Raw genomic sequence first — 19,970 nt, forward strand, 5'->3', positions numbered from 1 at the left:
CTAGTCATTGTCCGTAGCAGGCTTTACCCGATACAGCATGGGCTCCATGCTCGGTCGCAGCAATGTCGCATAAATATTCACTATGGAATGCCGCGATCACATGAAGCGCAAGAATATTCTTTTCATCATGGCCGATCAGATGGCCGCGCCAATGTTGCCGTTCTACGGACCTTCGCCGATCAAACTGCCGAACCTTTCCCGCCTCGCCGCCCAAGGCGTGGTGTTCGACGCCGCTTATTGCAACAGCCCGTTGTGCGCACCGTCGCGGTTTACTCTGGTCAGCGGCCAGTTGCCGAGCAAGATCGGCGCCTATGACAACGCCGCCGATTTCCCTGCCGATGTCCCGACTTACGCACACTACCTGCGCCGTCTCGGCTACCGCACCGCGCTGTCGGGCAAGATGCATTTCTGCGGCCCCGATCAGCTGCACGGCTATGAAGAACGCCTGACCAGCGACATCTATCCCGCCGACTACGGTTGGGCAGTGAACTGGGATGAGCCGGATGTACGGCCGACCTGGTATCACAACATGTCTTCGGTGTTGCAGGCCGGGCCATGCGTGCGCACCAACCAACTCGATTTCGATGAAGAGGTGGTGTTCAAGGCTCAGCAATATCTGTTCGATCACATCCGTGAGGACGGTGACCAGCCGTTCTGCCTGACCGTATCGATGACTCACCCACACGATCCATACACGATTCCCAAGGCGTTCTGGGATTTATACGACGATGCCGATATCCCGTTGCCTACAACACCGGCTCAACACGAACTCGATCCACACTCCCAGCGCCTGCTCAAGGTCTACGACCTGTGGGACAAGCCGCTGCCTGTGGATAAAATTCGCGATGCGCGTCGGGCGTACTTCGGTGCTTGCAGCTATATCGACGCCAACGTCGGCAAACTTCTGCAAACCCTCGAACAAACCGGGCTGATCGATGACACCATCATCGTGTTCTCCGGTGACCACGGCGACATGCTCGGCGAGAAGGGTCTCTGGTACAAAATGCACTGGTACGAAATGGCCGCCCGCGTGCCGCTGTTGATCAGTGCACCGGGACAGTTCGAGTCAGGCCGGGTCAGCGCTGCCGTGTCGACCGCCGACTTGTTGCCGACCTTCGTCGAGCTGGCCGGCGGCACGCTGGAACCAGGCTTGCCGCTGGATGGCCGCTCGCTGGTCACGCATCTGCAAGGGCAGGGCGGTCATGACGAAGTGTTCGGCGAATACATGGCCGAAGGCACCGTCAGCCCGTTGATGATGATCCGTCGCGGCGCCTACAAATTTATCTACAGTGAAAGCGACCCTTGCCTGCTCTTCGATGTAGACAACGATCCGCGCGAACTGGAAGAACTCAGCCAATCGCCGCAGCATCGTCAGATTTTCGACGATTTTCTCACCGAGGCGCGGGCCAAGTGGGACATTCCGGCAATTCACCGGCAAGTCCTGGCCAGCCAGCGTCGCCGCCGATTCGTTGCCGACGCGTTAACCATCGGCAAGCTGAAGAGCTGGGATCACCAGCCGCTGGTGGATGCCAGTCAGCAGTACATGCGCAACCACATCGACCTCGATGATCTGGAACGCAAAGCACGTTATCCACAACCCTGCCAAAACCAATAACGTTAAGGGGAAGTCCATGCGTAAGTTATCCACAGTAGTGACGGTTGGCCTGATCGCGTTGAGCAGCGCTTCGGCCTTCGCCGAGCAGAGCTGCGACACGGTGAAAATGGCCGATCCGGGCTGGAGCGACATTGCCGCGACCAATGCCATCACCGGGTTTCTGCTGGACGGCATGGGCTACAAGGCCAAGGTCGACACCCTCGCGGTGCCGATCATCTTTGGCGGTTTGAAGGACGGCCAGGTGGATGTGTTCCTCGGCAACTGGATGCCGGCGCAGCAGGGCTTCTACGACAAGTTCGTCGCCACCGGTGACGTGACGCAACTGGCGAAAAACCTCGAGGGCACCGAGTTCACCTTGGCCGTACCGGACTACGTGTGGGACGCGGGTGTGCATGACTTTGCCGACCTGAACAAATACGCGGACAAGTTCGACAAGAAGATCTACGGCATCGGCTCCGGCGCGCCGGCGAATATCTCGCTGCAGGAAATCATCAAGAAAAACGATTTCGACATGGGTCAGTGGAAACTGATCGAGTCCAGCGAACAAGCGATGCTGGCTGAAGTGTCGCGGGCGGTGAAGAAGCAGAAGTTCGTCACCTTCCTCGGCTGGACCCCGCACCCGATGAACGTGCAGCTGAAGATGCATTACCTGAAGGGTGGCGAGAAATACTTCGGTGACACCGGCAGCGTGTTCACGCTGACCCGCAAGGGTTATGCCGAGGCCTGTCCGAATGTGGGTAAATTGCTGACCAATCTTTCGTTCACTCAGGAGATGGAGAACAGCATCATGGCCGAGGTGGTGAACAAGAAGATCAGCAATGCCGAGGCAGCCAAGGCGTGGATCAAGGCCAATCCGGCGGTACTGGACAAGTGGCTGGACGGCGTGAAGACGGCGGATGGCAAGGATGCACTGCCAGCGGTTAAAGCCAAGCTCTGATTCACAAGCGAGTGACGGCTTCACACGCCTGCCCTGTGGGAGCGGGCTTGCTCGCGAATTCGGTGTGCCATTCAACATCATTGCTGACTGATATACCGTATTCGCGAGCAAGCCCGCTCCCACACGTTTTTCCCTGTTACTCTTCCGTCTTCCTTTAACCGCGAGGACCCATGGCCTTCCCCAGCCGTCACTCTCTGCTCCCCTTTCTCACCTGGCTACCGCGACAGACCCGCGCCAGCGTCGGACGGGATCTGATCGTCGGCCTCAGCGGCGCAATTCTCGCCTTGCCCCAGTCGATTGCCTACGCATTGATCGCCGGTCTCCCACCTGAATACGGTCTCTACGCGGCGATCATCCCGGTGTTGATCGCTTGTCTGTGGGGCTCCTCGTGGCACCTGATCTGCGGCCCGACAGCGGCCATCTCGATTGTGCTGTACGCCAGCGTCAGTCCTTTAGCGGTTCCGGCATCAGAGGACTACATCACCCTGATCTTGTTGCTGACCTTGCTCGCCGGAATTTTCCAGTGGCTGCTCGGTTTGCTGCGCTTCGGCGCGCTGGTGAATTTCGTTTCGCACTCGGTGGTGCTCGGCTTCACCCTCGGCGCAGCGGTGGTGATTGCCATCGGGCAATTGCCGAACCTGCTGGGGCTGGATCTGCCGGCCAAGGCTACGGCACTGGCGAGTCTGATGGATCTGCTGCAACACCTGCGGGCTGTGGATAAACCTTCGCTGCTGCTCGGTGTGGCGACAGTGATCGTGGGTGTAGGGTTGAAACAACTGCTGCCGCGCTGGCCGACGCTGTTGATAACCCTGGTACTCGCCAGTTTGCTGGTGTGGCTGTGGCCAGCGATGTTCGGCCATGTGCATCTGGTCAGCGCGTTCGTCGGCCAATTACCGCCGTTCAGTGCGTTGCCGCTGGATCTGGACTTGATCCTGCGTCTGCTGCCGAGCGCCGTGGCGGTGGGCATGCTGGGGCTGGTCACCAGCCTGTCGATCGCGCGCTCGATTTCGGCGCGGTCGCAGCAGTTGCTCGACGCCAATCAGGAAGTCCGTGCACAGGGCTTGTCCAACATTGCCGGGGCGTTCTTTTCCGGCTCGCTGTCAGCCGGTTCGTTTACCCGTTCCGGTTTGAGTTACGAGGCGGGCGCCTGCTCACCACTGGCGGGGGTTTTTTCGGCGATCTGGGTGGCATTGTTTGCGATTTTCGGCGCTGGACTGATTTCACATATTCCGATTCCCGCCATGGCCGGCAGCATTCTGCTGATCGCCTGGGGTTTGGTCGATCATCGCGCAATCCGTGCGTTGCTGCGGGTCAGCCGGGCGGAATTTGTGGTGATGGCGCTGACGTGCCTCGCGACATTACTACTGGAGTTGCAGACCGCAATCTATGCGGGCGTGCTGGCGTCGCTGTTCTTCTACCTCAAGCGCACCTCGCAACCTAGCGTGCAGCATTGGCGCGACGGTGAGGACGATGTCCTGCGGGTCGGCGGCTCGATCTTTTTTGGCGCCAGCCACTACCTGCAAATGCGTTTGCAGCGAATGCACGGCGCGCGGGTGGTGATCGAGGCGCAGCAGATCAATTTCATCGATTATTCAGGGGTGGAGATGCTGCACCAGGAGGCTCGGCGTTTGTTACGCCAGGATCGCAGTCTGACCTTGCGCCGGGCGCGGCTGCAGGTGGTGGAGGAACTGAGGAAGCTTGAAGGGCCGGAGAAATGTCCGATCCGGTTTGAGGATTGACTTGAAATCACCACGTACCTTGTGGGAGCGAGCCTGCTCGCGAAGACTGCGGCACATCCAGCATTGATGTGTCAGACAGACCACTTTCGCGAGCAGGCTCGCTCCCACATCGCTTTTTATTGGGCCAGCTGTCGGCGCAGTTCGGCGAGCACGGGTGCGGTGTCCGGGCGCACGCCACGCCACAAAAAGAACGCCTCAGCCGCTTGCTCAGCCAGCATCCCCAAACCGTCCATCGATACCGCCGCGCCATGCTCGCTGGCCCAGCGGCAGAACGCCGTCGGTTCCTTGCCGTACATCATGTCGTAGCACAGGGTCTTGCCCGGTTCGATCAGGCTCGGTGCGATTGGCGGGACATCACCGGTGAGGCTGGCCGACGTGGCGTTGATGATCACATCCACTGGCTCACGCAACCAGTCGAAGCCACTGGCCGACACCGGTCCGAGATCGCAAAACAATTCGGCCAGCAACTCAGCCTTGTCCACCGTGCGATTGGCGATGATCACCGACGCCGGTTGCTCCGCCAGCAACGGCTCCAGCGCGCCACGCACCGCACCACCGGCGCCGAGCAGCAGGATACGTTTGCCGGTCAGGCTGAACCCGGCGTTCACCGTCAGGTCACGCACCAGCCCGGCGCCGTCGGTGTTGTCGCCCAGCAGTGAGCCGTCCGCCAGTTTGCTCAGTGTGTTCACCGCGCCGGCGCGTTGCGCGCGCGCGGTCAGGCTGTTGGCCAGGCGATAGGCGTCTTCCTTGAACGGCACGGTGACGTTGGCGCCGCGCCCTTCCTGGAAAAATGCCGTGGCGCAGGCGGAAAAATCGTCGAGCGGCGCCAACAGCGTGCTGTAGTCGAGGTGCTGGCCGGTCTGCTCGGCGAACAGCTTGTGAATCATCGGCGATTTGCTGTGGCCGATCGGGTTACCGAAAACGACGTAACGATCCATCAGATATCCTCAGGCCTCGGCCAGCCAGTCGCGGTCCTGCAGGAAGTACTCGGTGAGGCGCGCTTCTGCGCTGCCAGGCGTGGCCTTCCAGTCATAGCCCCAGCGCACTTGCGGCGGCAACGACATCAGGATCGACTCGGTACGGCCGCCCGATTGCAGGCCGAACAGCGTGCCACGGTCGTAAACCAGGTTGAACTCGACGTAGCGGCCACGACGGAATTCCTGAAACTCACGCTGTTGAGCGGTGAACGCATCGTTTTTGCGCCGTTGCACGATGGGCAGATAGGCGTCGATGTACGCGTCGCCGATGGCGCGCATGAAGGCGAAACTGGTGTCGAAGTCCCACTCGTTCAGGTCATCGAAGAACAAGCCACCGATGCCGCGCGGTTCGTGGCGATGCTTGATGTGGAAGTAGGTGTCGCACCAGGCTTTGTAGCGCGGGTAGACGTCCGCTCCGAACGGCGCGCAGGCCTGTTCGGCGACGCGGTGCCAGTGGATGCAGTCTGCTTCGTTGCCGTAATACGGAGTCAGGTCGAAGCCGCCACCGAACCACCAGACCGGCTCTTCACCTTCTTTCTCGGCAATGAAAAATCGCACATTGGCGTGGGACGTCGGCACATGCGGGTTGTGCGGGTGAATCACCAGCGACACGCCGAGGGCTTCAAAACCGCGACCGGCCAGTTCAGGGCGGTGGGCACTGGCCGACGGTGGCAGACCACTGCCAAAGACGTGGGAAAAGTTGACGCCGCCCTTTTCGATCAGCGTGCCGTTCTCGATCACGCGGGTGCGACCGCCACCGCCAGCAGGCCGGGTCCAGGCGTCTTCGACGAAGCGCGTGCCACCGTCCTCGGTTTCGAGTGCGGCGCAGATGCGGTCTTGCAGGTCGAGCAGATAGGCCTTTACGGCGTCGGTGCGGGTCGTCATGGCTTCACCTTGAATCGGGCGGCGCCCCGCAGGCGGGCGACGCAAATGGGCGCGTAGCATAACACCGCAGACTGGCCCGCCGCAGTTGACGAAGATCAAGCATGGGAGTTGGATAGGGGGCTCACGAAAGACCCAAGGAGAGCAGGCAGATGGCAAAGCGTATCCAGTTCCGCGCCCACGGCGGCCCCGAAGTGCTCGAATATGTTGACGACGAACCCGCCGCGCCTGGCCCGAATCAGGTGCGTGTGGCCAACAAGGCGATTGGCCTGAACTTCATCGACACCTACTACCGTAGCGGCCTGTACGCGCCGCCCGCCTTGCCGTCCGGCCTCGGTGCCGAAGGTGCTGGCGTGGTAGAGGCGGTCGGCAGCGGCGTGACCCGCTTCAAGGTCGGTGATCGCGTGGCTTACGGCAGCGGCCCGTTGGGCGCTTACAGCGAGTTGCACGTGTTGCCTCAGGACAATCTGGTGCACCTGCCGGATGCAATCAGTTTCGAAACCGCGGCCGGGGTGATGCTCAAGGGCCTGACCGTGCAGTACCTGCTGCGCCAGACCTACGAGCTGAAGGGCGGCGAAACCATCCTGTTCCACGCCGCTGCCGGTGGCGTCGGTTCGCTGGCCTGCCAATGGGCCAAGGCGCTGGGCGTGAAACTCATCGGCACCGTCAGTTCGCAAGAGAAAGCCGATCTGGCCAAGGCCAACGGCGCTTGGGCGACCATCGATTACAGCCACGAGAACGTTGCCGAGCGCGTGCTGGCGCTGACCGATGGCAAGAAAGTCCCGGTGGTTTACGACGGTGTCGGCAAGGACACCTGGCTGACGTCGCTGGACAGCGTTTCGCCGCGTGGACTGGTGGTGAGTTTTGGTAATGCGTCCGGCGCGGTGGACGGGGTGAACCTGGGGATTCTCGCGGCGAAAGGCTCGCTGTACGTGACCCGCCCAACCCTGGCGACTTACGCCAACAATGCCGAAAACCTGCAGCGCATGGCCGATGAGCTGTTCGAGATGATCCTCAGCGGCAAGTTGAAGGTGGATATCAGCCAGCGCTATTCGTTGGCTGAGGCGGCTAAAGCGCAGACTGAGTTGTCGGCGCGCCGTACCACCGGTTCAACCATTCTGTTGCCTTGAGGACGCCATCGCTGGCAAGCCAGCTTCCACAAGAATCTTCGCTGGACATAGATTTCATGTACAACGCCCAGCCTGTGGGAGCTGGCTTGCCAGCGATGGGAGCAACTCGGTTCTAAGCCGGGCGCACGATATTGCCCGTGGCCAGGTCGCGAATCAGGCTCGGGTTCTTGCGCCCACCCAATGCCCCGCCCAGCACCAGATCAATCTGCCCCCGGAAATACTGCTCGACACGCAACCGCGTGCGCGCGGCCGGGCGCCCTTGCGGGTTGGCCGAGGTGGAGATCAGCGGCCCGACCATCGAGCACAGATCTCGCACCTGCGGATGATCGCTGACCCGTAGCGCCACCGTGTCGTGCACCCCCGTGACCCACTCCGGCAGCAGGTTCTGGTGCGGCACCAGCCAGGTGTTGGGGCCCGGCCAGGTGCTGGCCATGCGGTCGATCCATTCTTGCGGGAAATCTTCGAACAGGAAGTCGAACTGACGAATGTTGTCGGCCACCAGAATCAGACCCTTGTCCACCGAGCGATTCTTGATCGCCAGCAGTCGATCCACCGCCTCTTCGTTCCACGGGTCGCAACCCAGCCCCCAGACGGCTTCGGTTGGATAGGCAATCACCGCCCCGGCACGAATCTCTCGCGCGGCTTGTTGCACACGCCAACTGTTGACCATGAAAAAACTCTCCGCAAACAGGTTTCGCGCAGTTTACCGATCTTCCTTGTAAAACCCAGCCTGTAGAAACGTTAGTTCACCCGCGCAAACCAGCGGCCATTTTCACTCACCGCGCGGCCATCCATTTCCAGCTCGGTCAGCGCCGCCAGCACTTTGGACAGCGTCCAGCCGCTGCTGCTGGCCAAGCCTTCGCTGGTATGCGGCGCGGCGTGGAGCAGGCTGAGCAACGGATGCTCGTCTTTCACCGCGTCTGTGGATAACGGCAGATGCTGCCAGCCGCGCAGCGCTTCGAGGATGTGCTCGATGGTTTCCACCAGGACCGCGCCATCGCGAATCAACTGGTGACAGCCGCGCGCGCCGGGGTGATGGATGGAGCCGGGAATCGCATAGACCTCACGCCCCTGTTCCGCCGCCAGCCGTGCGGTGATCAACGAACCGCTGGCGACACTGGCTTCGACCACCAACACTCCGAGGGACAAACCGCTGATGATGCGGTTGCGCCTCGGGAAGTTGCTCGCGGTCGGCCCGGCGTCCAGTGGAAACTCGGAAAGCACCGTGCTGCCGGACGCAATCATTGCCTCGGCGAGTCGCCGATTGCGCTGTGGATAAAAATTTTCCAGGCCCGTGCCGAGCACGCCAACGGTGAGCCCGCCGACATCCAGCGCTGCTTGATGCGCAGCGGCATCAATGCCCAGCGCCAGGCCGCTGGTGATGACAAAACCGGCCCCGGCGAGGCTGCGGGAAAACGCCGCGGCCGTGTCCATACCCGGACGCGAGGCGCGGCGACTGCCCACCATCGCCAGTTGCGGATTTTCCAGAATCAGTGGATCGCCAGCGACAAACAGCAACGGCGGCGGATCGGGAATCTGCGCCAGCAGCGCCGGGTAATCCGGCTGATCCCACATCAACAAATGATGATCCGAGCGCTCTAGCCAGCGCATGGCGTGGCTTGCACCGTCGCGCACTTCGGGGCAGCGCCGCGCGTCGGCACTCGACACCGGTATACCCAGCGAGCGCCAGGCGCTGGCCGGGGCGCTGATGGCTTTCGAGGCCGAGCCGAAGGCTTCGAGCAATTTGGTAAAACGCTTGGGGCCGATTTCCGGCAAGCGGTGCAGGCGCAGGCGCGCTTCCAGTTCCGCCGGAGAAACCGGCGTGCAGGCAGACATCATCATGGATCATCCTTGATCATTACGAGCCCCGAACCATTCGGAACAAGCTGTGGATAACTCTGTTGGTAACTTGTGAAGCTTGCTTACGGATTTCGTACCTTGTCGAGTACCGCGAGCGAGCGCGATGCGTTGAGAACAAGGCCATAGCTGAGTTTGTCGTAGGTGCGGAACACCATCAGCAACCCGGCGCGTTCATCGGGAATTTTCAGCGGCTGGCCAGTGATGCGGTCGCGCACGGTTTCGCCGGTTTTCATCACCACCAGCACATTGCCTTCGGCGAGACCATCGCGCTTGCCCTTGTTCAGGGTCACTACGTCCATCACGCCGATCTGCGTAACGCCGCGCGGCACGTCGATGATCACTCCGTTGATCTTGCTGGTCGGTGCACTGGGCATGAAGGTCGAGTTGATCGAACGCTCTTCGCCGCTGAACAAACGGTCGCCGAGGCGCACTTCCTGGGTGGTACGTTGCAGGGCGAGGGTGGCGACGTCGCCTTCAGTGGCAACAATTTCACCGCCGCCAATGTCATCGGCGTTGATCCCGAGAAACTCCTTGGTCTCAGGATCGGTGTAGACCTTGCCCTGACGGAAGATGCCGTAGACCGGTTGATTCGGGTCGAAATGGCCGCGCGCAAAGATGCGGTCGCCAGTGCCACTGAGGACGCGTTCGGCATCGCCGGCAACGATGTACGGCGCCTTGTCGAAATCTTCGGCCTTGTCGACGATGCGGTTGCTCAGCAGAAAGCTGTTGATCGATTTCAGCGGAATGCTCGGAATCGCCTCGGCCACCGGGCTGGTGCGAATACGCGGTGACAATTTGATGGTTCCCCGCGACTCGCCGCGATTGAGCATCAGTTGTGGCTGGCCGTTGACATAGCTGAGGGTCAGCGTGTCGCCCGGATAGATCAGGTTGGGGTTTTCGATTTGCCGATTGGCCCGCCACAGCTGTGGCCACTGCCAGGGCTCGCGCAGGTATTTGCCGGAAATGTCCCAGAGTGTGTCCCCCGAAACCACCGTGTATTGCTGTGGAAAACCTTCCCTGAGCTGCACTTGCCCTTGCACCACGCCAGCCGAGGCCAACAGCAGCAGGGCGAGTAGTGTTTTCCTCATGCAGTGAATCCCTTTATCATGTGCATTCGCGTGAACCGTCAGAGCCCCCGTGGCTCGCTCGTGCAAACTGCACAAGCTACGCTTCACAACGGTAGCCTGCATCTTCGGACCTGCCAGGCCATCGCCCGACTTTACTCAACGTGTGCAGCAATCAAAGCCTATGGCCATTTTAAACATCCTCGAATTCCCGGACCCGCGTCTGCGCACTATCGCCAAGCCTGTGGCTGTAGTGGACGACGAAGTGCGTCAGTTGGTCGATGACATGTTTGAAACAATGTATGAAGCGCCGGGCATCGGCCTCGCCGCGACCCAGGTCAACGTGCACAAACGTATCGTCGTGATGGACCTTTCCGAAGACCGCACCGAACCCCGGGTGTTCATCAACCCCGAGTTCGAATCGCTGACCGAAGAAATGGAGCAATACCAGGAAGGCTGCCTGTCGGTACCGGGTTTCTACGAAAACGTCGATCGCCCACAGAAGGTCAGGATCAAGGCGCTGGACCGCGACGGCAAGCCCTATGAACTGATCGCCGAAGGCCTGCTCGCCGTGTGCATCCAGCACGAATGCGACCACCTCAACGGCAAATTGTTCGTCGATTACCTGTCCACGCTCAAACGCGACCGGATCAAGAAGAAACTGGAAAAGCAGCACCGCCAGAACGCTTGATGCCCCTCTTCAAAGGCTTGCTGCGGCAAGCCTTTTTCTTTTTATGAGACTCCCTTCATGACTGAGCCACTGCGCATCGTTTTTGCCGGCACTCCGGAATTCGCCGCCGAACATCTCAAGGCCCTGCTGAGCAGCCCTTACGAGATCGTTGCGGTCTACACCCAACCGGATCGTCCGGCCGGTCGCGGGCAAAAACTGATGCCGAGCCCGGTTAAACAGTTAGCGTTGGAAAATAATATCCAGGTGTTGCAGCCGCCCACTTTGCGCAACCCTGAGGCTCAGGCAGAGTTGGCTGCGCTGAAGCCGGACTTGCTGGTGGTGGTCGCCTACGGCCTGATCCTGCCGCAAGTGGTGCTGGATATTCCGCGTCTGGGCTGCATCAACAGTCACGCGTCCTTGTTGCCACGCTGGCGCGGTGCAGCGCCGATCCAGCGCGCCGTGGAGCACGGTGATGCCGAAAGCGGCGTAACCGTGATGCGCATGGAGGCCGGCCTCGACACCGGGCCGATGCTGCTCAAGGTCGTCACCCCGATCACCGGCGAAGATACCGGTGGCAGCCTGCACGACCGCCTCGCCGAAATGGGTCCGCCGGCCGTGGTGCAGGCGATTGCCGGCCTGGCTGCCGGCACCCTCGAAGGCGAAGTGCAGAACGACGAACTCGCCACTTACGCACACAAGCTGAACAAGGACGAAGCACGCATCGACTGGAGCCGTCCGGCCGTTGAGCTGGAGCGACTGGTGCGCGCCTTCAACCCATGGCCGATCACCCACAGCACCCTCAACGGTGAAGCGCTGAAGGTGCTGGCGGCCACACTCGCCAACGGTCACGGCGCACCGGGTGAAATCCTCAGCGCCAGCAAGGACGGCCTGATCGTCGCCTGCGGTGAACAGGCCTTGTGCCTGACCCGTCTGCAATTGCCCGGCGGCAAGGCACTGAACTTCAGCGACCTGTTCAACAGCCGCCGCGAGAAATTCGCCATCGGCACCGTGCTCGGCGCAACGGTGGACGCGCAATGAATCCGCGTCTGGCCGCCGCCAAGGCTCTCGCCGCCGTCCTCAGCGGCAAAGCCTCGCTGAACAGCTCCCTGCCAACCCAACTGGACAAGGTCGAAGACCGTGATCGCGGTTTCACTCAGGATCTGGCGTTCGGCACCGCCCGTTGGCAGCCACGCCTGTCGGCACTGGCGGAAAAACTCCTGCAGAAACCGTTCAAGGCTGCCGACGCCGATGTCGAAGCGCTGCTGCTGGTCGGTCTCTACCAATTGCTCTACACCCGCGTGCCGGCTCACGCAGCCATTGGCGAAACCGTGGGTTGCGCCGACAAGCTGAAAAAGCCGTGGGCCAAAGGGCTGCTCAACGCCGTGTTGCGTAACGCTCAGCGCGAAAGCGAAACGATTTTCGCCGAACTGGAGCGCGATCCTGTGGTGCGCACCGCCCACCCGCGCTGGCTGCAAAAGTCCCTGAAAGCGTTCTGGCCTGAACAGTGGGAAGCCATCTGCGAAGCAAACAACGCGCATCCGCCGATGATCCTGCGGGTCAACCGCCGCCATCATGGCCGCGACGCTTATCTCGGCTTGCTGACTGAAGCCGGCATTGCGGCGATGCCATGCGTTTACAGTCGCGACGGCATCATTCTCCAAGCTGCTGCCGACGTGCGCAGCCTGCCGGGTTTCGCTGAAGGCTGGATCAGCGTGCAGGACGAAGCCGCGCAACTGGCTGCCGATCTGCTCGATCTGGCGCCGGGGCAACGGGTGCTCGATGCCTGTTGCGCGCCCGGCGGCAAGACCTGCCACATCCTCGAAGCCGAACCGGCGCTGGCCGGTGTAGTGGCAGTGGATCTGGAAGCCAAGCGTCTGGTGCGCGTCAAGGAAAACCTAGAACGCCTCGGCCTGAGCGCCGAACTGATCGCCGCCGACGGTCGCGATACCGAAAAGTGGTGGGACGGCAAACCGTTTCAACGCATCCTGCTCGACGCGCCGTGCTCGGCCACTGGCGTGATCCGCCGCCATCCGGACATCAAGCTGACCCGTCAGCCGGACGACATCGTCGCCCTCGCGCAACTGCAAGGCGAGTTGCTCGACGCCATGTGGAAAACCCTCGAAGTCGGCGGCATCCTGCTGTACGCCACCTGCTCGACGCTGCCGACGGAGAACACCGAAGTCATCGCCGCGTTCCTCGAACGCACGCCGGGCGCCCGCGAGCTGGATCTGGCCACCAGCGCCGGGATCAAACAGCCCCATGGCCGCCAATTGCTGGCCCGGCAGGGCGGGCATGACGGGTTCTACTACGCCAAACTGATCAAGATCGCTGCCGCGCGCGGCTAAACGGATTCAACGGAGTGACTGGATGAAAATCATCATCCTCGGTGCAGGACAGGTCGGCGGTTCGCTGGCCGAGCATTTGGCCAGCGAGGCCAACGACATCACGGTGGTCGACACCGACAGCGAGCGCCTGCGTGACCTCGGCGACCGCCTCGACATTCGTACCGTGCAGGGCCGGGGTTCGCTGCCGTCGGTGCTGCGTCAGGCCGGCGCCGACGACGCCGACATGCTGGTGGCGGTGACCAACAGCGACGAGACCAACATGGTCGCCTGTCAGGTCGCCCACACGCTGTTCCACACCCCGACCAAGATCGCCCGGGTGCGCGAGGCGTCCTACCTCAACCGCGAAGAGCAGTTGTTCCAGAACGAAGCGATTCCGGTCGACGTGCTGATCAGCCCCGAGCAAGTGGTGACCAACTACATCAAGCGCCTGATCCAGCATCCGGGCGCCTTGCAGGTCATCGACTTCGCCGAAGGCGCGGCGCAACTGGTGGCGGTGCGCGCTTATTACGGCGGGCCGCTGGTGGGTCAGCAACTGCGCCAGTTGCGCGAACATATGCCGAACGTCGAAACCCGTGTGGCCGCGATTTTCCGTCGCGACCGGCCGATCCTGCCCCAGGGCGATACCGTGATCGAGGCCGACGACGAAGTCTTCTTCATCGCCGCCCGTGAGGATATTCGCGCGGTGATGAGCGAAATGCGCCGTCTCGACGAAACCTACAAACGCATCGTCATCGCTGGTGGCGGGCAGATTGGCGAGCGTCTGGCCGAGGCCATCGAAAGCCGTTATCAGGTGAAGATCATCGAGATGAGTCCGGCGCGTTGCCGCTATCTCTCCGACACCCTCGACAGCACCGTGGTGCTGCAGGGCAGCGCCTCCGACCGCGACCTGCTGCTGGAAGAGAACATCGCCGATGCCGACATTTTCCTCGCGCTGACCAACGACGACGAAGCCAACATCATGTCCTCGCTGCTGGCCAAACGGCTGGGGGCGAAGAAGGTCATGACGATCATCAACAACCCGGCCTACGTTGATCTGATCCAGGGTGGCGACATCGATATCGCCATCAGCCCGCAACTGGCGACCATCGGCACGCTGCTGGCCCATGTGCGCCGTGGCGATATCGTCAGCGTGCACTCACTGCGGCGCGGTGCGGCGGAAGCCATCGAGGCGATTGCCCACGGTGATGCGAAGTCGAGCAAGGTCATCGGCAAGCCCATCGAGAAGATCGGCCTGCCGCCGGGTACCACGATTGGCGCGGTGATCCGCAATGAGCAAGTGATCATTGCCCACGACGACACGGTGATTGAAGCGGGCGACCATGTGATTCTGTTCCTTGTGGATAAAAAGCATATTCGCGATGTGGAGAAGCTGTTTCATGTGGGGTTGAGCTTCTTTTAATCCTGAATCTGCGTTGTTTGAGATGGCCTCTTCGCGAGCAAGCCCGCTCCCACATTTGGAATGCATTCCTCCTGTGGGAGCGGGCTTGCTCGCGAAGACGGCCTCACTAAACCCCATCAACACCTGACACTCCCACGAAAGGAATCCACCCATGCTCGAATCCTTGGAAAAAATGCTCGGCAAGGGTGTGGATAACTCCCTGCTGCGCTTCGGCCTGGGCAAGGGTTATCTGGATCTGGGCGAAAACGCCAAGGCTGCTGAGCATTTCCAGCGCTGCGTCGGTTTTGATCCGAAATATTCGGCGGCATGGAAACTATTGGGCAAGGCGCATCTGGCGCTGGGCGATAACGCCGCCGCGCGTCAGGCGTGGGAACAAGGTCTGGAAGCCGCCCGCGCCCATGGCGATAAACAGGCCGAGAAGGAAATGACGGTGTTTCTGAAGAAACTTGATCGTCAGGCGCAGTGAATCAAAGGTAACGAAGACCAATACCGTCGGCATCCACTGTCACCACTTCCATGCGCACCCGTGGCGCGCCTGTGGGTAAACCCTGCACCTGGCCATAAACCACTGCGCCTTTGGGCAAGGAAGCCAAAACCGGATGCTGCACAAAAACCCCGGTAGGCGACAGGTTGCGCGTCTGCCCGAGGCATTCGCCAAAGCTGTCGTGGGTGATCTTGATACGGAAGGATTTACGTTGTTCGGACATCTTGTTGCGCCCTTTGATGAACGGTTGTGGATAACCTCGCCAGGGAAGTTATCCACAGATCATGCCAATCAGCTCAATACCAGCGCTCTTCGCCTGGCGGACGTTTCTTGAAGCGCTTCATGCTCCACATGTATTGGCTCGGATAGGCCGCGACGTAGCGTTCGACAACCTTGCTCATCGCTGCGCAGGATTCTTCGGTATCGGTGCTGTACATGGCTTGCGGTGCCGCTTCGAGAATCACTTTGTAGCCGGAACCGTCGGGCAGGCGCAGGGCATGCAGGAACACACCGACGGCTTTGCCACCGGCGAGCATGTTCGGCACGAATTTGCTGGTCAGTGCCTGAGTGGCGAAGAACGGCACGAAGATCCCGGCGGATTCGGCCGGTTCCGGGTCAGCGGGAATCCCCACTGCACCACCTTTGCGCACTTCCTTGATGACGCTGAGGATACCTTCCTTGGTCGACGCGGCGACTTTGTTGCCCAGTTGCACACGCTGTTTGCGCAGCAATTCGTCCACAGCCTTGAGCTTCGGCGGACGGTAGAAAATGATCGGTTTGCACTGGCTGCAATAGAAGTGGTTGAGCACTTCCCAGTTGCCCAGGTGGCTGGTGATGCCGACCACGCCTTTGCCTGAGGCCAGCGCATCCTTGAGGATGTCGAGGCCTTCGACTTCGCGCACCAGATCGATGGAACGCTGCGCCGGCCAGATCCACGCGCAGGCGCTTTCGGTCAGCGACTTGCCGATGTCTTTGAGGCTCTGGCCAACCAGACGCTCGCGCTCGGCCGGGTCCATCTGTGGAAAACATTTGGCAAGGTTGATCCGCACCACGTCGCGGGAACGGTTGGGGGTTTTCCACATGATCCAGCCAATCGCCGAACCTGCGGCCTGCACGGCCCGCCATGGCAGCAGGGCAAACAGCCGCAGAGCGCCTACCAGCAAGGCGCCTTTAAACTTTTCCACAGGTCACTCCTGATCTTGTGCGGTGCGCGGGGCGGCCATTCTAACCGCCGTTGGCGAGCTGCGCGTAGCGGTCGCAGTCCTGAGTGTGATCCATGACCATGCCCGAGGCCTGCATCAATGCGTAGCAAATGGTCGGGCCGACGAACGTGAACCCGGCCTTTTTCAGACCTTTGCTCATCGCCACGGCTTCGGGGGTGATCGCCGGGACTTCGCTGCGATCTTTGAAATGATTGATGACCGGTTGATCACCGACGAACGACCAGAGGAACGCCACCGGGTCCTCCAGCGCCAGCCAGGCCTGGGCATTACGGCGGGCGGCGTTGAGTTTGAGGCGGTTGCGGATGATTCCCGGATCGAGCATCAGTTCGTCGATTTCGGCGTCACTCATCTGCGCCACGCGCTGTACGTCAAAGCCGAACAGCACCTCGCGATAACGCTCGCGTTTGCGCAGCACGGTGATCCAGGAAAGCCCGGCCTGGAACCCTTCGAGCAAAAGCAACTCGAACAAACCCTGCGCATCGCGTAGCGGCGTGCCCCACTCCTGGTCGTGATAAGCCATGTACAGCGGATCTTCGGTACACCAAAAGCAGCGTGGCATAAGGCTCCAGGGGGCGTGCGCAGCAATGAATCGGGTATACTCCCGCTCTTTAAATCGCAGCCCAAGAAACAGGTGAATTTCGTGAGCCAGCCTACGCCAGCCGTGCGTACCTTCCAAGACTTGATCCTCGCGCTCCAGCAATACTGGGCCGAGCAAGGTTGTGTGGTACTTCAGCCCTACGATATGGAAGTAGGCGCCGGCACTTTCCACACCGCGACCTTCCTGCGCGCCATCGGCCCGGAAACCTGGAACGCCGCCTACGTGCAGCCAAGCCGCCGCCCGACTGACGGCCGTTACGGCGAAAACCCGAACCGTCTGCAGCACTACTATCAGTTCCAGGTCGTCCTGAAGCCGAACCCGGACAACTTCCAGGAACTGTACCTGGGCTCCCTCAAGCATGTCGGCCTGGACCCGCTGGTCCACGACATTCGTTTCGTCGAAGACAACTGGGAATCGCCGACCCTCGGCGCCTGGGGTCTGGGCTGGGAAGTCTGGCTGAACGGCATGGAAGTGACCCAGTTCACTTACTTCCAGCAGGCGGGCGGCATCGAGTGCTACCCGGTGACCGGCGAGATCACTTACGGTCTCGAGCGTCTGGCCATGTACCTGCAAGGCGTGGATTCGGTCTACGACCTGGTCTGGGCTGACGGCCCGTTCGGCAAAGTGACCTACGGCGACGTGTTCCACCAGAACGAAGTGGAGCAGTCCACTTACAACTTCGAACACGCCAACGTCGACAAACTGTTCGAACTGTTCGACTTCTATGAAAGCGAAGCCAAGCGCCTGATCGAACTCGACCAGCCGCTGCCGTTGCCGAGCTACGAAATGGTCCTGAAGGCTTCGCACACCTTCAACCTGCTGGATGCGCGCCGTGCGATCTCGGTGACCGCGCGTCAGCAATACATTCTGCGCGTGCGCACCCTGGCGCGTTCCGTTGCGCAAGCCTATCTGCTGGCACGCGCCAAGCTGGGCTTCCCGATGGCGACCCCGGACCTGCGTGACGAAGTACTGGCCAAGCTGGAGGCTGCACAATGAGTGCGCAAGATTTTCTGGTTGAACTGGGCACCGAAGAACTGCCACCCAAAGCCCTGAACACCTTGGCTGAAGCGTTCCTCGCCGGTATCGACAAAGGCCTGCAAGCCGCTGGCCTGAGCTACGAAACCAAAACCGTCTACGCCGCGCCGCGTCGCCTGGCTGTGCTGATCACCGCGCTGGCAACCCAGCAGCCGGATCGCAGCATCAACCTCGACGGCCCGCCACGTCAGGCGGCGTTCGATGCTGAAGGCAATCCAACGCAAGCAGCACTGGGCTTCGCCAAGAAGTGCGGCGTCGATCTGAGCGAAATCGATCAGAGCGGCCCGAAACTGCGTTACAGCCAGAACATCGCCGGCAAGCCGACCGCGAGCCTGCTGCCGACCATCGTCGAAGACTCGCTGAACGACCTGCCCATCCCGAAACGCATGCGTTGGGGTGCGCGCAAGGAAGAGTTCGTGCGTCCGACCCAATGGCTGGTGATGCTGCTCGGTGATCAGGTCATCGACTGCACCATCCTCGCGCAGAAGGCTGGCCGCGACTCCCGAGGTCACCGTTTCCACCACCCGGAAAGCGTGCGCATCGGTTCGCCGTCGAGCTATCTGGCTGACCTGCGTGCCGCTTACGTGCTGGCCGATGCCAACGAGCGTCGCGAAATCATCAGCAAGCGCACCGAAGAGCTGGCTACCCGTCAGGAAGGCACGGCAATCGTTCCGCCGGCACTGCTTGACGAAGTGACCGCGCTGGTCGAATGGCCGGTGCCGCTGGTGTGCTCGTTCGAGGAACGCTTCCTTGATGTACCGCAAGAAGCTCTGATCACCACCATGCAGGACAACCAGAAGTACTTCTGCCTGCTGGATGCCGACGGCAAGTTGTTGCCACGTTTCATCACCGTGGCGAACATCGAAAGCAAAGATCCGCAGCAGATCATCGCCGGTAACGAGAAAGTGGTTCGCCCACGCCTGACCGACGCCGAGTTCTTCTTCAAGCAAGACAAGAAGCAGAAGCTCGAAGACTTCAACCTGCGCCTGCAGAACGTGGTGTTCCAGGAAAAACTCGGCAGCGTCTACGACAAGGCCGAGCGCGTATCGAAGCTGGCTGCGTACATCGCCGCGCGCATTGGCGGCAATGCCTCGTGGGCCGCTCGCGCAGGCCTGCTGTCGAAGTGCGACCTGGCCACCGAAATGGTCGGCGAGTTCCCGGAGATGCAAGGTGTCGCCGGTTACTACTACGCCCTCAATGACGGCGAGCCGGAAGACGTCGCGCTGGCGCTGAACGAGCAGTACATGCCACGCGGCGCCGGTGCTGAACTGCCGGCGACCCTGACCGGTGCAGCCGTTGCGATCGCTGACAAGCTCGACACCCTGGTCGGTATTTTCGGTATCGGCATGCTGCCAACCGGCAGCAAAGACCCGTATGCCCTGCGCCGTGCCGCCCTGGGCGTGCTGCGTATCCTGATCGAGAAGAAGCTCGACCTCGACCTGAACGACGCCGTCGCCTTCGCGGTGAGTGCATTCGGTGCCAAGGTCAAGGCTGCCGGGCTCAACGAAGCCGTTCTGGAATTTATCTTCGACCGTCTGCGCGCGCGTTACGAAGACGAAGGCGTTGATGTTGCCACCTACCTGTCGGTTCGTGCCCTGAAGCCGGGTTCAGCTCTGGACTTCGACCAGCGTGTGCAAGCGGTGCAAGCCTTCCGCAAACTGCCGGAAGCGGCAGCGCTGGCGGCGGTGAACAAGCGGGTGTCGAACCTGTTGAGCAAACTTGAAGGTGCGGTACCGACCGAGGTACAAGCCAAGTACTTCGACAACGCCAACGAGTTCTCGCTGTACTCGGCGATCCAGCAAGCGGATCAAGCGGTGCAGCCAATGGCCGCAGCGCGTCAGTACAACGAGTCGCTGGCACGCCTGGCGGCATTGCGTGAGCCGGTGGATGCGTTCTTCGACGCGGTGATGGTCAATGCCGACGACGCCAATGTGCGGGCCAACCGTTACGCGCTGCTGGCGCGTCTGCGTGGCCTGTTCCTCGGTGTTGCCGACATTTCGCTGCTGGGTTGA

At 61.2% G+C, this 19,970-nt stretch carries 19 protein-coding genes; 11 read left to right on the forward strand and 8 right to left on the reverse strand.

The window, feature by feature from the left end; translation table 11 throughout:
* Positions 1-100: 100 nt before the first annotated feature.
* The 3 genes from betC (at position 101) to AACY19_RS23125 (ending at position 4,291) form a co-directional block, all read left to right on the forward strand.
* Entirely contained in the window at positions 101-1,615 is a 1,515-nt protein-coding gene (gene betC, locus AACY19_RS23115) for a choline-sulfatase (RefSeq protein ID WP_339453921.1), read from the forward strand.
* Between the two features lie 16 nt (positions 1,616-1,631).
* Complete coding sequence (gene choX / locus AACY19_RS23120; protein WP_339453922.1) at positions 1,632-2,552, forward strand: choline ABC transporter substrate-binding protein; 921 nt, start codon at positions 1,632-1,634, stop codon at positions 2,550-2,552.
* Positions 2,553-2,722: 170 nt separating this feature from the next.
* Positions 2,723-4,291, forward strand: coding sequence for a SulP family inorganic anion transporter (locus AACY19_RS23125; protein ID WP_339453923.1), 1,569 nt, complete (start codon positions 2,723-2,725; stop codon positions 4,289-4,291).
* 116 nt (positions 4,292-4,407) lie between these two features.
* Here AACY19_RS23125 and aroE read toward each other — a convergent pair whose 3' ends face one another.
* Together aroE and hemF are read right to left on the reverse strand one after the other, a co-directional pair.
* On the reverse strand, positions 4,408-5,229 hold the full coding sequence (aroE, locus tag AACY19_RS23130) for a shikimate dehydrogenase (RefSeq protein WP_339453924.1): 822 nt from the start codon (positions 5,227-5,229) through the stop codon (positions 4,408-4,410).
* A 9-nt stretch (positions 5,230-5,238) separates the two neighbouring features.
* Complete coding sequence (gene hemF, locus AACY19_RS23135) at positions 5,239-6,153, reverse strand: oxygen-dependent coproporphyrinogen oxidase (RefSeq protein ID WP_339453925.1); 915 nt, start codon at positions 6,151-6,153, stop codon at positions 5,239-5,241.
* A 149-nt stretch (positions 6,154-6,302) separates the two neighbouring features.
* Here hemF and AACY19_RS23140 point away from each other — a divergent pair, with 149 nt between their 5' ends.
* A complete protein-coding gene (locus AACY19_RS23140; protein WP_339453926.1) occupies positions 6,303-7,280 on the forward strand; it encodes a quinone oxidoreductase family protein in 978 nt (325 codons plus the stop codon).
* A 112-nt stretch (positions 7,281-7,392) separates the two neighbouring features.
* On the opposite strand, the gene AACY19_RS23145 is transcribed toward AACY19_RS23140, so the two are convergent.
* The 3 genes from AACY19_RS23145 to AACY19_RS23155 all read right to left on the reverse strand — a co-directional run bounded on the left by AACY19_RS23145 (position 7,393) and on the right by AACY19_RS23155 (position 10,228).
* Positions 7,393-7,950, reverse strand: a complete 558-nt coding sequence (locus AACY19_RS23145) for an L-threonylcarbamoyladenylate synthase (RefSeq protein ID WP_339453927.1) — start codon at positions 7,948-7,950, stop codon at positions 7,393-7,395.
* A 71-nt stretch (positions 7,951-8,021) separates the two neighbouring features.
* A complete protein-coding gene (gene dprA / locus AACY19_RS23150; protein WP_339453928.1) occupies positions 8,022-9,122 on the reverse strand; it encodes a DNA-processing protein DprA in 1,101 nt (366 codons plus the stop codon).
* Positions 9,123-9,202: 80 nt separating this feature from the next.
* Entirely contained in the window at positions 9,203-10,228 is a 1,026-nt protein-coding gene (locus AACY19_RS23155; protein WP_339453929.1) for a LysM peptidoglycan-binding domain-containing protein, read from the reverse strand.
* Between the two features lie 160 nt (positions 10,229-10,388).
* Here AACY19_RS23155 and def point away from each other — a divergent pair, with 160 nt between their 5' ends.
* From def to AACY19_RS23180, 5 genes are all read left to right on the forward strand, one after another.
* Complete coding sequence (gene def / locus AACY19_RS23160; protein WP_122855361.1) at positions 10,389-10,895, forward strand: peptide deformylase; 507 nt, start codon at positions 10,389-10,391, stop codon at positions 10,893-10,895.
* A 57-nt stretch (positions 10,896-10,952) separates the two neighbouring features.
* Positions 10,953-11,912: a methionyl-tRNA formyltransferase gene (fmt, locus tag AACY19_RS23165; RefSeq protein ID WP_339453930.1), complete on the forward strand. Its 960-nt coding sequence runs from the start codon at positions 10,953-10,955 to the stop codon at positions 11,910-11,912.
* Positions 11,909-13,219 carry a 16S rRNA (cytosine(967)-C(5))-methyltransferase RsmB gene (rsmB, locus tag AACY19_RS23170; protein ID WP_339453931.1) on the forward strand — a complete coding sequence of 437 codons (1,311 nt, stop codon included), beginning with the start codon at positions 11,909-11,911 and terminating at the stop codon, positions 13,217-13,219. Before fmt ends, rsmB begins: the two co-directional genes overlap by 4 nt.
* Positions 13,220-13,241: 22 nt before the next feature.
* Positions 13,242-14,618, forward strand: coding sequence for a Trk system potassium transporter TrkA (gene trkA / locus AACY19_RS23175; RefSeq protein ID WP_339453932.1), 1,377 nt, complete (start codon positions 13,242-13,244; stop codon positions 14,616-14,618).
* Positions 14,619-14,769: 151 nt separating this feature from the next.
* A complete protein-coding gene (locus AACY19_RS23180; RefSeq protein WP_339453933.1) occupies positions 14,770-15,084 on the forward strand; it encodes a tetratricopeptide repeat protein in 315 nt (104 codons plus the stop codon).
* A 1-nt stretch (position 15,085) separates the two neighbouring features.
* Here AACY19_RS23180 and AACY19_RS23185 read toward each other — a convergent pair whose 3' ends face one another.
* The 3 genes from AACY19_RS23185 to AACY19_RS23195 form a co-directional block, all read right to left on the reverse strand.
* Positions 15,086-15,325 carry a PilZ domain-containing protein gene (locus AACY19_RS23185; RefSeq protein WP_105704752.1) on the reverse strand — a complete coding sequence of 80 codons (240 nt, stop codon included), beginning with the start codon at positions 15,323-15,325 and terminating at the stop codon, positions 15,086-15,088.
* 73 nt (positions 15,326-15,398) lie between these two features.
* Entirely contained in the window at positions 15,399-16,286 is an 888-nt protein-coding gene (locus AACY19_RS23190; RefSeq protein ID WP_339453934.1) for a lysophospholipid acyltransferase, read from the reverse strand.
* Between the two features lie 40 nt (positions 16,287-16,326).
* On the reverse strand, positions 16,327-16,884 hold the full coding sequence (locus AACY19_RS23195) for a DNA-3-methyladenine glycosylase I (RefSeq protein ID WP_339453935.1): 558 nt from the start codon (positions 16,882-16,884) through the stop codon (positions 16,327-16,329).
* Between the two features lie 81 nt (positions 16,885-16,965).
* Here AACY19_RS23195 and glyQ point away from each other — a divergent pair, with 81 nt between their 5' ends.
* Both glyQ and glyS read left to right on the forward strand, forming a co-directional pair.
* On the forward strand, positions 16,966-17,919 hold the full coding sequence (gene glyQ, locus AACY19_RS23200) for a glycine--tRNA ligase subunit alpha (protein WP_003187265.1): 954 nt from the start codon (positions 16,966-16,968) through the stop codon (positions 17,917-17,919).
* Positions 17,916-19,970, forward strand: a complete 2,055-nt coding sequence (gene glyS / locus AACY19_RS23205; protein ID WP_339453936.1) for a glycine--tRNA ligase subunit beta — start codon at positions 17,916-17,918, stop codon at positions 19,968-19,970. Before glyQ ends, glyS begins: the two co-directional genes overlap by 4 nt.

The sequence above is a fragment of the Pseudomonas sp. EA_5y_Pfl2_R50 genome, from assembly GCF_963970475.1.
In the GTDB taxonomy this organism is placed as follows: domain Bacteria; phylum Pseudomonadota; class Gammaproteobacteria; order Pseudomonadales; family Pseudomonadaceae; genus Aquipseudomonas.

Excerpts from the sequence above, each read along its gene's own strand:
- betC (WP_339453921.1), top strand. The coding sequence starts at position 101 with ATGAAGCGCAAGAATATTCTTTTCATCATGGCCGATCAGATGGCCGCG.
- choX (WP_339453922.1), top strand. The coding sequence starts at position 1,632 with ATGCGTAAGTTATCCACAGTAGTGACGGTTGGCCTGATCGCGTTGAGC.
- AACY19_RS23125 (WP_339453923.1), top strand. The coding sequence starts at position 2,723 with ATGGCCTTCCCCAGCCGTCACTCTCTGCTCCCCTTTCTCACCTGGCTA.
- aroE (WP_339453924.1), bottom strand. The coding sequence starts at position 5,229 with ATGGATCGTTACGTCGTTTTCGGTAACCCGATCGGCCACAGCAAATCG.
- hemF (WP_339453925.1), bottom strand. The coding sequence starts at position 6,153 with ATGACGACCCGCACCGACGCCGTAAAGGCCTATCTGCTCGACCTGCAA.
- AACY19_RS23140 (WP_339453926.1), top strand. The coding sequence starts at position 6,303 with ATGGCAAAGCGTATCCAGTTCCGCGCCCACGGCGGCCCCGAAGTGCTC.
- AACY19_RS23145 (WP_339453927.1), bottom strand. The coding sequence starts at position 7,950 with ATGGTCAACAGTTGGCGTGTGCAACAAGCCGCGCGAGAGATTCGTGCC.
- dprA (WP_339453928.1), bottom strand. The coding sequence starts at position 9,122 with ATGATGATGTCTGCCTGCACGCCGGTTTCTCCGGCGGAACTGGAAGCG.
- AACY19_RS23155 (WP_339453929.1), bottom strand. The coding sequence starts at position 10,228 with ATGAGGAAAACACTACTCGCCCTGCTGCTGTTGGCCTCGGCTGGCGTG.
- def (WP_122855361.1), top strand. The coding sequence starts at position 10,389 with ATGGCCATTTTAAACATCCTCGAATTCCCGGACCCGCGTCTGCGCACT.
- fmt (WP_339453930.1), top strand. The coding sequence starts at position 10,953 with ATGACTGAGCCACTGCGCATCGTTTTTGCCGGCACTCCGGAATTCGCC.
- rsmB (WP_339453931.1), top strand. The coding sequence starts at position 11,909 with ATGAATCCGCGTCTGGCCGCCGCCAAGGCTCTCGCCGCCGTCCTCAGC.
- trkA (WP_339453932.1), top strand. The coding sequence starts at position 13,242 with ATGAAAATCATCATCCTCGGTGCAGGACAGGTCGGCGGTTCGCTGGCC.
- AACY19_RS23180 (WP_339453933.1), top strand. The coding sequence starts at position 14,770 with ATGCTCGAATCCTTGGAAAAAATGCTCGGCAAGGGTGTGGATAACTCC.
- AACY19_RS23185 (WP_105704752.1), bottom strand. The coding sequence starts at position 15,325 with ATGTCCGAACAACGTAAATCCTTCCGTATCAAGATCACCCACGACAGC.
- AACY19_RS23195 (WP_339453935.1), bottom strand. The coding sequence starts at position 16,884 with ATGCCACGCTGCTTTTGGTGTACCGAAGATCCGCTGTACATGGCTTAT.
- glyS (WP_339453936.1), top strand. The coding sequence starts at position 17,916 with ATGAGTGCGCAAGATTTTCTGGTTGAACTGGGCACCGAAGAACTGCCA.